At 71.1% G+C, this 12,194-nt stretch carries 11 protein-coding genes; 7 read left to right on the top strand and 4 right to left on the bottom strand.

The genetic code is table 11. The annotated features are described in order from the left end of the window. The first annotated feature begins 97 nt into the window (after nucleotides 1–97). Entirely contained in the window at nucleotides 98–742 is a 645-nt protein-coding gene (locus tag LPA41_RS24510) for an NADPH-dependent FMN reductase (protein WP_229073107.1), read from the top strand. A gap of 12 nt (nucleotides 743–754) precedes the next feature. Here the strand turns inward: LPA41_RS24510 and LPA41_RS24505 are convergent, their stop codons facing one another. Continuing rightward, nucleotides 755–2,290, bottom strand: coding sequence for a sulfatase (locus LPA41_RS24505; RefSeq protein WP_229073106.1), 1,536 nt, complete (start codon nucleotides 2,288–2,290; stop codon nucleotides 755–757). A 310-nt stretch (nucleotides 2,291–2,600) separates the two neighbouring features. Here LPA41_RS24505 and LPA41_RS42735 point away from each other — a divergent pair, with 310 nt between their 5' ends. The 4 genes from LPA41_RS42735 to LPA41_RS24485 all read left to right on the top strand — a co-directional run bounded on the left by LPA41_RS42735 (nucleotide 2,601) and on the right by LPA41_RS24485 (nucleotide 6,275). After that, entirely contained in the window at nucleotides 2,601–3,848 is a 1,248-nt protein-coding gene (locus tag LPA41_RS42735) for a cytochrome P450 (protein ID WP_229073105.1), read from the top strand. 128 nt (nucleotides 3,849–3,976) lie between these two features. Next, a complete protein-coding gene (locus tag LPA41_RS24495; RefSeq protein ID WP_229073104.1) occupies nucleotides 3,977–4,594 on the top strand; it encodes a hypothetical protein in 618 nt (205 codons plus the stop codon). A gap of 85 nt (nucleotides 4,595–4,679) precedes the next feature. After that, complete coding sequence (locus LPA41_RS24490; RefSeq protein WP_229073103.1) at nucleotides 4,680–5,501, top strand: helix-turn-helix transcriptional regulator; 822 nt, start codon at nucleotides 4,680–4,682, stop codon at nucleotides 5,499–5,501. A gap of 48 nt (nucleotides 5,502–5,549) precedes the next feature. Then, the gene (locus tag LPA41_RS24485; protein WP_229073102.1) at nucleotides 5,550–6,275 is read left to right on the top strand and encodes an SDR family NAD(P)-dependent oxidoreductase; all 726 of its coding nucleotides are present in this window, start codon (nucleotides 5,550–5,552) and stop codon (nucleotides 6,273–6,275) included. A 57-nt stretch (nucleotides 6,276–6,332) separates the two neighbouring features. Here the strand turns inward: LPA41_RS24485 and LPA41_RS24480 are convergent, their stop codons facing one another. Beyond that, the gene (locus LPA41_RS24480) at nucleotides 6,333–7,025 is read right to left on the bottom strand and encodes a DUF305 domain-containing protein (RefSeq protein ID WP_229073101.1); all 693 of its coding nucleotides are present in this window, start codon (nucleotides 7,023–7,025) and stop codon (nucleotides 6,333–6,335) included. Between the two features lie 134 nt (nucleotides 7,026–7,159). Here LPA41_RS24480 and LPA41_RS24475 point away from each other — a divergent pair, with 134 nt between their 5' ends. Further along, a complete protein-coding gene (locus tag LPA41_RS24475; RefSeq protein ID WP_229073100.1) occupies nucleotides 7,160–8,590 on the top strand; it encodes an LVIVD repeat-containing protein in 1,431 nt (476 codons plus the stop codon). Here the strand turns inward: LPA41_RS24475 and LPA41_RS24470 are convergent. Continuing rightward, the gene (locus tag LPA41_RS24470; RefSeq protein WP_229073099.1) at nucleotides 8,575–10,437 is read right to left on the bottom strand and encodes a sensor domain-containing diguanylate cyclase; all 1,863 of its coding nucleotides are present in this window, start codon (nucleotides 10,435–10,437) and stop codon (nucleotides 8,575–8,577) included. The genes LPA41_RS24475 and LPA41_RS24470 overlap by 16 nt on opposite strands. 583 nt (nucleotides 10,438–11,020) lie before the next feature. Here LPA41_RS24470 and LPA41_RS24465 point away from each other — a divergent pair. Further along, nucleotides 11,021–11,791 carry a hypothetical protein gene (locus tag LPA41_RS24465; RefSeq protein WP_229073098.1) on the top strand — a complete coding sequence of 257 codons (771 nt, stop codon included), beginning with the start codon at nucleotides 11,021–11,023 and terminating at the stop codon, nucleotides 11,789–11,791. Nucleotides 11,792–11,956: 165 nt separating this feature from the next. Here the strand turns inward: LPA41_RS24465 and LPA41_RS24460 are convergent, their stop codons facing one another. Beyond that, complete coding sequence (locus LPA41_RS24460) at nucleotides 11,957–12,172, bottom strand: DUF397 domain-containing protein (RefSeq protein ID WP_229073097.1); 216 nt, start codon at nucleotides 12,170–12,172, stop codon at nucleotides 11,957–11,959. Between the last annotated feature and the right edge of the window lie 22 nt (nucleotides 12,173–12,194).

The following is a 12,194-nucleotide window of genomic DNA, read 5'->3' as shown; positions in this document are numbered from 1 at the left end:
CGCCCCTGGCTACATGTCGACATTCATTCGGTACGAAAATCGGCACCCCCCTCGGCCGTACGGTCGTGATGCACCGTGGGCCGTATCGTTTCCCGGCATGACCCGCGTCCTGCTGATCTCGGGTAGCACCCGCGACGGCTCCCTGCACACCGCGGCCCTGCGCACCGCGGCCCGTCACGCCGCCGACGGGATCGGTGCGGAGCTCTACGACGGTCTTGTCACGTTGCCGGCGTTCGTGCCGGGCGAAGCGTCCCCACCGGAGCCGGTCCTGGCCCTGCGCCGGCAGGTGACCCGGGCGGACGCCCTGCTCGTCAGCACCCCGGAGTACGGCGGCTCGCTTCCGGGCAGCCTGAAGAACCTGCTGGACTGGCTGGTCGACGGGGGCGAGCTGACCGGCAAGCCGGCGGCCTGGCTCTCCGTGGTGGGTCCGGGGCGCGACGACGGCGCCCGGGCGGCGCTGGAGTCTGTTCTCGACCACGCCGGTGCCCGTCTGCTGCGGGCGGCCTGCGTGCGGATCCCGCTGGACATGTCGTCGGTCGGCCCGGACGGCCTGATCGCCGACGGGCGCCTGCACATGGCGTTGCGGGACATGGTGCACGCGCTGGTGCGGTCGCTGACCGAGACCCGGCAGCAGCCGTCCTGGCAGGCACACTCCAGTGTCTACCCGGTGCTGCAACGGCAGGACGCGCCGAGCTTCCCGCGCGGCGCGCAACTGCCACCGTGGGCCCGCGGAGCCGGCTGATCCCGCGCGTGGTCAGCTGACGGCCTGCCCGGCCGTCAGGCACGCCTGCGCGCCGGCGCATCGGGTCAGGCCCCGCAGTGCCGCACCCAGTTCCTGGATCCGTTCCTTCGACAGGGTGGCGGCCAGGTTGCGCAGCTGGTGCGGGTCGGTGCTGCGGTCGTAGTACTCCCGTGTGCCGTCGACATACTCCACATAGGTGTATCGCGCGGTCCGCAGGGCGTCGTACGTCGGTGGGATGTTGATGCTGTCCCGCTCGTAGTCCGGGTCGGCCGGGTCGGTGGCCGGATCCCGGTGCTCGATCAGTGAGACGGTGCGCCACTGTGCCGGGGCCTGGCCGGCCAGCAGCGGCGCGATGCTCTGCCCGTCGGTCTCCGCGGGCGCGGTCGCCCCGGCCAGGTCGGCGAAGGTGGGCCGCAGGTCGACGTTCTCCACCAGGGCTTCCACGGTCTGCCCGGCCCGCACGCCGTGCCCGGCGGCGATAAGTGGCACGTTGACGTCGGTGTCGAACGCGGTCTGCTTGCCGGAGGGCAGGCTGTACTCGCCCATGTGCAGGCCGTTGTCCGAGCTGAAGATCACGACGGTCCGGTCGGCCACGCCGGCCTTCGTCAGGGTGGCACGCAGCGAACCGAGCATCCGGTCGACCGACACCATGGACTGGGCGCGCAGCCGGTACTCGGTGTCCATCCGGTTCTTCTGCACCGCGGTCAGCGGGGGATGGGTGGCGAGCCAGGCCGGTGCGTCCGCCGGCAACCTGTCGTAGGCGGGGACCCGGGGCACCTTCAGCCCGGGGAAGAGCTTCGCGTCGCGCGGTGCCGGTGTGAAGGGTGCGTGCGGCGCGTAGGTCGCCACCTCCATCATGAACGGCTTGCCGGTCGCGGCCGACGTGGTGATGAAGTTCGACGCCTTGGCCGACAGCACGTCGGTCAGGTAGTCCGACTCCTTCTTGCCGTACTTCTTCACCACGCCGTTCTCGTTCAGCGCGTAGTTGAAGTTGTCGTACGCGTTCCCGCCGGCCACCCACTGGTCCCAGCCCGGCGGCACGTAGGGCTTGCCGCCGTTGAAACTCGTCGCCGGCAGGTACTCGTTGAGGTACTTGCCGAAGAACCCGGTGCGGTACCCGGCCGTCCGCAGGTCCGTCGCGAAGGTGGACTGCTCCTGGCCGCGGCTGTGGAAGAGGCGGAAACCGCCGTCCGAGCCGTGGTTCTTGAAGATGCCGGTGTTGTGCGGGAACTGTCCTTTGAGGAGGGACGCCCGCGACGGGCAGCAGAGCGAGTCGCTCACCGTGTAATTGGTGAACGTCGTGCCGTCCTGCTGCATCCGCTTCAGGTTCGGCATGTACTGGACCAGGTTCTTCGACATGTCGTCGGTGAGGACCAGCACGATGTTGGGCCGGGTGGCCGACTCGGTCGCGGACGGGCTCACCGGGGCGGACGGGCTTGCCGAGGCGGTGGCGTCCGGTTCCGCGGAGGTGGCGGTGCATCCGGTCAGGGCCAGCAGCGGGACGATCACGGAGGCGGCGGTGAGCGCGCGGCGGGATCGGATAGACATGGTGGGGCGGCAACTCCGTCCGGGATGAGGCGACCACCGGAGGGTAGTCGGCGCGGGCCCCCGTACGATCCGCGGTTGCTTTATTCGCGTTGAGATGGTCATTAAGAATGCCTCAACGGCGACGGTCCCGGAGGCTAACCGGGGGATAGTCCGTGGCATGTGCTCGATCGTTGCCGTCTGCGCCCAGCCCCGCCCGCGCCGGCCCCGGTTGCGTCCCCGGCGTCCCCGTCTGCCGCTGCGCCCGCCGCGCGGGCCTCGTCACGGTCCGTCCTGACACCCGGACATCGCATCGACGAGTATCGTCATGACGGTGACCCAGAACCTCGAGGTCGACTTCACCGACCCGGATTTCCAGGCCAACCCCCACCCGGCGTACGCGCAATGGCGTCGCACCGGACCCGTCCGGCGCACGCGGCTGCCCAGCGGCCTGACCGTCTGGCTGGTCACCCGCTACGACGACGCCCGCCGCGCCCTGGCCGACCCGCGCCTGTCCAAGCAGTCCGCCTTCGCGATCGGCTCGTCCACGGCGGCGAACCCGGTGCCCAACTCGCCCGCGAACCCGGCGCCGGAGCCGGCGGCGAACCGGCCGCCGAGCCCCGCGGCGGTCCTGTCCCGGCACATGCTCGCCACCGATCCGCCGGATCACACCAGGCTGCGCCGCCTCGTCTCGGCCGCGTTCACGGCCCGCCGCATCGAGGCGCTGCGCCCGCGGATCGAGCAGATCACCGACGAACTTCTGGACGCGCTGGCGGGCCGGGAGAGCGCCGACCTGATCGACACCTTCGCCTTCCCGCTGCCCATCCAGGTGATCTGCGAGCTGCTCGGCGTGCCGGCCGCGGATCGGGACGCGTTCCGCGCCTGGTCGAACGTGATCGTGGCCGGTTCGCAGTCCGGCGACCAGCTGGAACCGGCGATCCGGGCGATGGTCGGCTACATCCTCGCGCAGATCGCCGAGCGCCGCGCTGACCCGGGCGAGGACCTGCTCTCCGGCCTGATCCAGGTGCGTGACGAGCGGGACCGGCTCACCGAGGCGGAACTCTCCTCGATGGTGTTCCTGCTGCTCATCGCGGGTCACGAGACGACGGTGAACCTGATCGGCAACGGCACCTGGCTGCTGCTTCGCGAGCGCGAGCAATGGGAGCGGTTGCGCGCCGACCGCGCGTTGCTGCCGACCGCGATCGAGGAATTCCTGCGGTACGAGGGACCGGTGGAGACCTCGACCTTCCGCGTCGCCACCGAGGACCTGGAGATCGGCGGGGTGACCGTGCGGGCCGGCGATCCGGTCGTGATCGTGCTGCTCTCGGCCAACCGTGACGACAACCGCTTCCCGGAAGCGGACGAGTTGCGCCTGGACCGCTCGCAGAACCCGCACCTGGCGTTCGGTCACGGCATCCATTACTGCCTGGGCGCCCCGCTGGCCCGGCTGGAGGCGCAGATCGCCTTCGGCCGGCTGATGGACCGGCATCCCGGGCTGCGGCTGGCGGTCGAGCCGGAGCTGGTGCGGTGGCGCCCGGGCATGCTGCTGCGCGGCCTGCACGAGCTGCCGGTGCTCCTGTAGGACCCGGCAGCGACGGCCGCCCCCGCAGACCCGTCCCGGCCCCGGCCTGGCCCAGCCCAGCCCAGCCCAGCCAGGCCCGGCCCGGCACGGCGGGGGCCGGGTCCGCGACGCCTGGCATGATTGCGGCCGTGTCCGCTCCGCATGATCCGTACCAGGCGCCGACGACCGTACTGCCGGTCGTCGGCCGCACCGGCCCGTCCGGCAGCCCGCGCCTGAAGATCCTCGGAGCGATCACCGCCGCCACGGTGGTGATCGTCTCGGTGGCGGTCTGGGCCATCTCGTCCGGCGGGGACGACGAGCAGCGGGTGGCGGCGCCGATCGCGGTGGCGAGTTCCGCGCCGGTCACCGCGGAGCCGACCGCGGAGGCCACCGACGAGGCCACCGAGGAACCGTCCGCCCGGCCGTCGCCCACCCCGAGCCGGACCACTGCCGCGCCGGCCCGGACCCCGGCGGCCCGGCCGGGCCAGCTGATCCGCCGGCTGGGCGTGGTGATCGACGCGCTGGAGGAGCAGGACGAGCTGGACGACGGTGACGCCCGCACGCTGCGGCGCCGGCTGCGCGACGTGCAGCGGCGGATTGACCGCGGCGACCGGGAGGAGGCCGTGGACAAGCTCGAGGACTTCACCGAGAAGCTCGAGGACCTGCGCGAGGACGACGACCTCTCCGAGACCGGGTTCGCCGCGCTGTCGGCGGGTGCCGACCAGTTGGCCGGGCAGTTGTCCCGCTCCGGATCCAGGGACGACTGATCCCCGGTTGAGCGCGGCCTTCATCCGGTGGCCGTGACGCGCCAAGCTTGGTCCATCGGATCGGCGGGCGGGGAGGATCAGGGACGTGGACCGGGGACAGCTGGCGGATTTCCTGCGCACCCGCCGCGAGGCGTTGCAGCCGGAGGATGTGGGACTGCCCCGGGGCGCGCGGCGGCGTACCGGCGGGTTGCGGCGCGAGGAGGTGGCCGCGCTGGCCGGGATGTCGGCCGACTACTACGGCCGGATCGAGCAGCAGCGTGGCCCGGCGCCCTCCGAGCAGATGCTCGCGGCGCTGGCCCGGGCCCTGCATCTGGGCCTGGAAGAGCGCGATCACCTGTTCCGCCTCGGCGGCCACCCGGTGCCGCAGCGGGTGCTGCGCGACGATCACATCAGCCCCGGGATCATGCGAATCCTGGACCGCCTCGACGACACCCCCGCCATGATCATCTCCCGGTACGGCGAGACGCTGCGGCAGACGAGAATGGCCGCCGCGCTCGTCGGTGACGAGACCCGGTTCACCGGGCTGGCCCGCAGCACCTGGTACCGCTGGTTCACCGACCCGGCGGCCCGCCGGATCTACCCCGCCGAGCACCACCCCCGGCACGGGCGGATCTTCGCGGCTCAGCTGCGGGCCGCGTACACCTCGGCTCCGGACGGGCGGGCCGGTGAGATCGTGGCGGCGCTGCTGAACGCCAGCGCTGAGTTCGCCGAGATCTGGGCCGATCACGAGGTCGGCCTGACGCACAGCGACCGAAAGACGCTGCTGCACCCGGAACTCGGCGCCCTCGACCTGTACTGCCAGAACCTGCACGACCCGGACCAGTCCCAGACGCTGCTGGTCTTCACCGCGGTGCCCGGATCGGCGAGCTACGAGAAGCTTCAGCTCCTCGCCGCCGTGAGCGCCTGACCGTCGTTCTCACCGACCCTCGCAGAACCCTCGCAGAAAGGCATCACCATGCCCAAAATCGCCCTGATCACCGGTGGCAACCGCGGACTGGGCCGGGCGACCGCCCTGGCCCTGATCGACGCCGGCGTCGACGTGATCTACACCCACCGCGGCGACCCCGGCGACAAGATCGACGCCGTTGCCCTGCCGCTGACCGTCGGCGACCTGGACTCGTACGAGGCGTTCGCCGGGTCGCTGCGCCAGGTTTTGGCCGACCGGTTCGGCCGGACCAGCTTCGACTTCCTGGTCAACAACGCCGGGGTCGGCGTGGCCGGCTCGATCGCCGAGACACCCGTGGAGGCCTTCGACGAGATGCTGAACGTGCATTGGCGCGGAATGTTCTTCCTGACGCAGAGGCTGCTCCCGCTGATCGCGGACGGCGGCCGGATCGTCAACCTCTCCACCGGGCTGGCGCGGTTCACCGGTGACGGCGTCTACGCCGCGTACGCGTCGATGAAGGGCGCCGTCGAGGTCTTCACCCGGTACCTGGCCAAGGAGGTCGGCCCGCGTGGCATCACCGCGAACGTGGTGGCGCCCGGCCCCGCCGGCACCGATTTCGGCGGCGGGGCGCTGCGCGACAACGAGCAGGTGCGGGCGCACATCGGCGGCATCACCGCGCTGGGCCGGGTGGCCGAGCCCGAGGAGATCGCCGGCGTGATCGCGGCCCTGCTCGGCGACGGCACCGGCTGGGTCACCGGCCAGCGGATCGAGGCCTCCGGCGGCATGCTCCTCTGACCCGGCCTGGAGGAACCGGGCCCGGTCCGTCCAGGCCGGGGATCGGCCGGCCCGGTGTCAGCTCACGCCGAGGTCGGCCATTCGTTCGATCTCCACCACCTGCTCGACGGCTGATTCGTTCGCCAGCTCGGACAACCGCTCGTCCGAGCCGCTGCGCAGCAGGTCGCCGGTCATCTGCTGGGCGCCGCGGTGGTGCTCGGACATCATCGCGACGAAACGCCTGTCGAAGTCCGCCCCGGTGGCCGCGGTCAGCTCGGCGATCTTCTCGGGGCTCTGCCCGCCGGGCATCGTCGAGTGGTCGTGCGAGGGATCGGACTCGGGCTGGTTGCGGTCGCGCAGCCAGCCCTTGAAATAGTCGATCTCGAGTTTCTGGGACGCGCTGATCCGGGCGGCCAGGTTCTTGACGCCGGTGTTGGCGGCGCGGGCGGGCGCCAGGTCGGCCATCTCCAGCGCCTGCTGGTGGTGGGCGATCATCATCTGCACGTACGCGACGTCGATCGAGTTGAAGCCCGCGGGTTCGGGCACGTCGACCGTGCCGGGATCGGACAGTACGGCCGATTCTCCCGGACGCCCCGGAACCAGCACCTGCACGGGCGAGGATGAGGGTGCGGGCGCGGTCGCGGTCGCGGAGGTGGGTGCCGCCGGCTGCGGGCGGTCGCCGCCGGAGGTGCAGGCGGTCAGGGCGGCCACGGCGGCGGCCAGGACCGTCAGGCTCGTGGCCGCGAAGGTCCGGGAGTGTCGGCGATTCATCGCTTCCTTTTTCGTCAAGGGTGCCCAACGAAACGTTCGACAGCTATCGTAACGACCGACATCGCTGTCACCGGGGGTGCGCGCGACACGACTCGCGGTGTTTCGCCGGTGGTTCCGTGAGCGGAAGGAGCTCCATGAAGCACCCTGCCCCACGAGGGCGGCTCAAGCGCCTGACAAGTGTCGGCGCTGCGGCGGTCCTGCTCAGCTTCCTGGCTGCGGCACCTGCGCAGGCCGCGCCCGCCGACATTCCGGGCGTGGACGAGATTCGCAGCAGTTCGAACATCAAGCAGATCGCCAACCGGCCGAAGGTCGACGAGTTCAAGGCCGAGAACTCCCTCGGGTCCGACTGGGCCTTCCAGGGCAAATACGCGTTCGGTGGAAACTACAACGGTTTCACCGTCTACGACATCAGGAACCCCCGCAATCCGCAGGTCGTCCGGCCGGTGGTCTGCCCGGGTTCGCAGAACGACATCACGGTCTGGGGAGACCTGCTCTTCCTCTCCACCGACTCGCAGCGCTCGGACGACTCCTGCAAGAGCACCGCGGTGCCCAGCAGCGCGCCGGCCACGACGCCGCGCTGGGAAGGCATCAAGATCTTCAGCATCAAGGACCCGCGGAACCCGCAGTACGTGTCCGCGGTGAAGACCGACTGCGGTTCGCACACGCACACGGTCGTGCCGGGCAAGGGCCGCGACAAGTCGGTCTACCTGTACGTGTCGTCCTACAACCTGTCCGGCGCCAGCCTGCCGAACTGTGAGTGGCCGCACGACAAGATCTCGATCGTCAAGGTCCCGCTGAAGAAGCCGACCGCGGCGGCCGTGGTCGCCACGCCGGTGCTCTTCCCGGACGGCGGTTTCCCGGGCAGTGACTACGGCACCGCGACCAGCGGCTGCCACGACATCACCGCCTACCCGCAGAAGGACATCGCGGCCGGCGCCTGCATGGGTGACGGTGCGCTGTTCGACATCTCGAACCCGGTGGCGCCGAAGGTGATCACCACGGTGCGGGACACGGAGAACTTCGCCTTCTGGCACTCGGCGACGTTCGACAACGACGCCGACAAGGTCGTCTTCACCGACGAGCTCGGCGGCGGCGGCGAGGCCACCTGCAACCCGGAGGTCGGCCCGAACCGGGGTGCGAACGCGATCTACGACATCAAGGGCAAGGGCAAGAAGCTCAAGCTCGAGTTCCGCAGCTACTTCAAGATCCCGCGGGAGAACGCGGCGACCGAGAACTGCGTGGCCCACAACGGCTCGCTGATCCCGGTCAGGGGCCGCGACATCATGGTCCAGGCGTGGTACCAGGGCGGCATCTCGGTCTGGGACTTCACCGACTCGCGCAAGCCCAAGGAGATCGCCTACTGGGAGCGGGGCCCGCTGAGCACCGAGCGTGCCATCACCGGTGGCTCGTGGTCGGCGTACTGGTACAACGGCTTCATCTACTCCAACGACATCCAGAAGGGTCTGGACGTCCTGGAGGTCAGCGACCGCCGGATCGACCGGGCCGAGCGGGAGCGCACCTGGCAGTTCAACGCGCAGACCCAGGACGACTACCGTCGCTGGTGATCTGACGTAGCGAGACCGGCGGGACCGTCCACCAGGGCGGTCCCGCCGGCTTTCCGGGCCTTCTTCCGGTCGTACATCAGCGCGTCGGCTTCGCGCAGCAGCCCGTCGCCCTCGCCCGGCTCGCCGGTCGCCACGCCGACGCTGGCGCCCACGGTGAGCCAGTGCCCGGCGATCAGCATCGGTTCGCCGATCACCGCCGCGATCCGCCGGGCCAGCCGGTCGGCCTCGGTGGTGCCGGTGCCGGGCAGCAGCACCGCGAACTCGTCGCCGCCCAGCCGGGCGGCCAGTTCACCGGCGCCGAGCAGGTCGGTGAGGCGCTCCGCGACCGTGATCAGCACGAGGTCACCGGTGTGGTGCCCGTGCCGGTCGTTGATCTGCTTGAAGCCGTCGAGGTCGATCAGCAGCATGCTGACCCGCCCGGCGTCGGACTCCTGGAGCCGGCGGTGCAGCAGCACCCGGTTGGGTAGGCCGGTGAGCGCGTCGTGGCTGGCCTGCCGGCGCAGCTCGTCGTGCAGGGCCCGGGTCTCGGACGCGTCCCGGGCGTTGAGCACCACGCCGCCGACGCCGGGGTTGTGCCGCATGTCGGTGCAGACGACGTCCATCCACCGGTACGAGCCGTCGGTGTGCCGCCACCGGACCTGCGTGGTGAGCCCGGCGCCGGGCCGGGCGGCGAGCTGCCCGGCGAGCACGTGCACGCCCGGGATGTCGTCGGGGTTGGTGAGCTCGTACAGCGTGGTGCCCAGGAGTCGTTCCGGCGTCACCCCGAGGATCCGCTCCACGGCCGGGCTGGCGTACTGCACCAGGGCCTCCTCGTTGACCACCAGCGTCACGTCGGAGGTGTTCTGAACCAGGGCCCGGAACCGCTCGCGCTGGGAGTCCAGCTCGCCGAGCAGGCGCTCGTTGTCACGGAACGCGGCCTGTTGCCGGCCGAGCACCAGCGCCGTGATCAGCACGACGCCGATCGCGACGCCCCAGACCCGGCTGTCCATCCGCCCGTCCCGCAACGACCACAGCAGCAGGAGCTGGGTCGCGACGACCGCGAGGTACGGCAGCCGGCTCGATCGCGGCCCGGGCCGGGTGGCCGCCCGTTCGGCAAGCCGGCCGACCTGGAGCTGTTGCAGCCGCAGGCTCACCGCGGTCAGCACGCACGGTGCCAGCTGCACCACGATCATCGTCCCGGGGCTCGGGTCGCCGATCAGGCCGGTGGTGATCGGGGCGGCCAGCGCCGTCCCGGCCAGGCTCAGGCTCGCCAGCGACCCCGCCGTCCGGGTGAACGGCGCCGTCCCGCTCAGGATCAGCTTGAGCAGCCCGAACGTGATGAGCAGCATGACGACGGCGGTCGCCGAGGCGGCCCACCGGTCGGCGTCCTGCCGGCCGCCGAGCTCCTGGGCGAGCAGGAAGTACCAGAGGAAGACAGCGACGCCGAGGAGCACCGTCGCCGCGTCGAACCAGAGCCGCAGCCGGAGCCGCCCGGATCCGCCGAGCGGATGCCGCAGGGTGGCCGCGACCACGGTTCCCATCCCGAGGACCACGAAGCCGGTCTGCACCAGACTGATCCCGGTCGTCCCAGGATTCAGGACGATCAGCGCGGTCTGGTACCCGTCGCCGATCGTGCACAGGGCGCAGGCGAGCACCACCACCCGCCAGAACCGGCGGCCCGCCGCCGGCATCTCCGCGTGCCGGGCCATCTGCCAGGCGAGGGACGCCATCAGCACGTCGAGCGTCGTCTGCACCACCCAGGAGGTGGTCACGCCGCCCGGCCCGATCAGGAACCACGGCGCCAGGAGCAGCCCGACCGCCACGAGCGCCAGCAGGACCGGGTCGGTGACCGCGGTGCGCTTCTGCATGATCGCTCCTGTCGCGGGTGGCGACCGGATGGCTTCCGGCTCGGTATGTCTCGATCGGCGCGTGGGGCTGCGAGCTGAGTGATCCTGTCCGCGAGCCGCGAGATCTATCCGATCCGCGTAGTCGGAACGGGTGATCATCTGGCGCGCCGCAATCGGACTTTCGATGACAAATAGGTACGTTCGTCCCATGGCCACGACATCCCGAAGCGCTCTGCTCCGGTCGTTGCCTGTCCTGCTGACGCTCGTTCTGGCGCTGCTGACGGCTCCCGTTCCCACTGGTGAGGCCCCCTGCAGCCCGAGCTCCATCAGCGTTTCCGCCTCTGCCGTGGCGGTCGATACGGCCTCCGCCGACGGATGTGTCCCGTCCGCGCGTACCCCCGAAATTCCGGCCGCCGCGCCGGTTCCGACCGGCTCGACCCCCGGATCCGAGCGCGTCCTGTGCGCCCGGACGCTCTCCGGGGCCTTCGGTTCGCGGGCTCCGCCCGCCGTTTCCGCCTGACCCTTTTCGGACAGCACCACGTGCTGCCCGGGGGTCCACGCCTGCCAGGAAACGGACACCGAACCGATCGGACGGACCACCACCATGAACATCGTCGCCGAGATGCTGCTCACCGAGCCGGCCCCGATGGCGATCTGGGCCACCCTCATGCTGCTCACCCTGCCGGCTCTCGTGGTGCTGGCCAGCCCGCACAACGTGCGGCACCCGGGGCGGGCCCTGATCGACACGGTGGGCTTCCTGCGCCGCCGGGCCGAGCAGCGTGACGAGCTGCGCCTGCGGCAGGCCGAGGAGGCGCGGCAGGCGGTGCGTTACGCCGAGGAGGTCCGGGTGGCGGCGGATCGGGCGGAGTCCGCGGCGCAGCGCTGGCAGGGCCACTGGGAGGCGGCCGGCGAGCGGGTGGACGCGGCCTGGCGGTCCTGGCAGGCGGCGGACGTGCGCTGGACGCGGAGCCGGACAGCGGTGGCCTTCGGCACGCCGTACACGGCGCGGACCCCGGCGGAGTACGCGTACCGCGAGCGCTTCCTGCACCGGGCCGTGCGCGAGGCCGCCGAGCGTGGCGAGCTGCCCGCCGAGGCGGTCGTCGACGCGCTGAACGGGCACCACGGGTGGGACGCCCGGCTGCACCCGGCCGAGCAGGAGGTGACGGTGCACCGGGTCAGCGCGGCCTACCTGGCGCGCGTGCACGAGCAGGCCGTGGCGGCCGAGCGGGCGGCCTGGCAGGACGCCGTGCGTGCCCGCCGCAACTGGGACAGCCTGGTGCGGGAGGCGGCGGTCGCGCAGGCCCGGGCGGCGGCGGTCCGGCATCTGACGCCGGCCCCCGCAGTCGCGGTGGCGTTCCGGCCGGCCTTCGCCTGACCGATTGTCATCATGCGGTGCCGGTGTGTCACCGGCGCCGGGCGGGCGGTGGACCTGTGCCACGGCGCCTCACGGGGAGACGCCGTGGCACTCCTCAAGTCGCACATCGCGAAAGTCGATCTAACCTTTCAGGACTTCCATCGGTGTGCGGCTATCGGTAGGCTCTCACGAGTCGATATCGAATTCGCCGTCCTTGGTGGAGTCCACGAAAGCGGTCCACTCCGCTTCCGTGAACATGAGAGCCGGCCCCGCCTGGTCCTTGCTGTCACGGACGGCAATTCCCTTGTCGAGGAATGCGACCTCGACGCAGTTGCTGCCGCCGCTGCCGTTACTGCGACTGGCTTTTCTCCAGACGGCACCGTCGAGTTGGTGCGCGAGCATGGTCGAGCACCTCCCTTCGATA

Source organism: Actinoplanes sp. DH11 (assembly GCF_020873875.1).
GTDB lineage: Bacteria > Actinomycetota > Actinomycetes > Mycobacteriales > Micromonosporaceae > Actinoplanes.
This window is presented reverse-complemented; position numbering and strand designations above follow the sequence as displayed.

Coding starts and splice junctions, on each gene's coding strand:
- LPA41_RS24510 (WP_229073107.1), top strand. CDS start 98: ATGACCCGCGTCCTGCTGATCTCGGGTAGCACCCGCGACGGCTCCCTG.
- LPA41_RS24505 (WP_229073106.1), bottom strand. CDS start 2,290: ATGTCTATCCGATCCCGCCGCGCGCTCACCGCCGCCTCCGTGATCGTC.
- LPA41_RS24485 (WP_229073102.1), top strand. CDS start 5,550: ATGCCCAAAATCGCCCTGATCACCGGTGGCAACCGCGGACTGGGCCGG.
- LPA41_RS24480 (WP_229073101.1), bottom strand. CDS start 7,025: ATGAATCGCCGACACTCCCGGACCTTCGCGGCCACGAGCCTGACGGTC.
- LPA41_RS24475 (WP_229073100.1), top strand. CDS start 7,160: ATGAAGCACCCTGCCCCACGAGGGCGGCTCAAGCGCCTGACAAGTGTC.
- LPA41_RS24470 (WP_229073099.1), bottom strand. CDS start 10,437: ATGCAGAAGCGCACCGCGGTCACCGACCCGGTCCTGCTGGCGCTCGTG.
- LPA41_RS24465 (WP_229073098.1), top strand. CDS start 11,021: ATGAACATCGTCGCCGAGATGCTGCTCACCGAGCCGGCCCCGATGGCG.
- LPA41_RS24460 (WP_229073097.1), bottom strand. CDS start 12,172: ATGCTCGCGCACCAACTCGACGGTGCCGTCTGGAGAAAAGCCAGTCGC.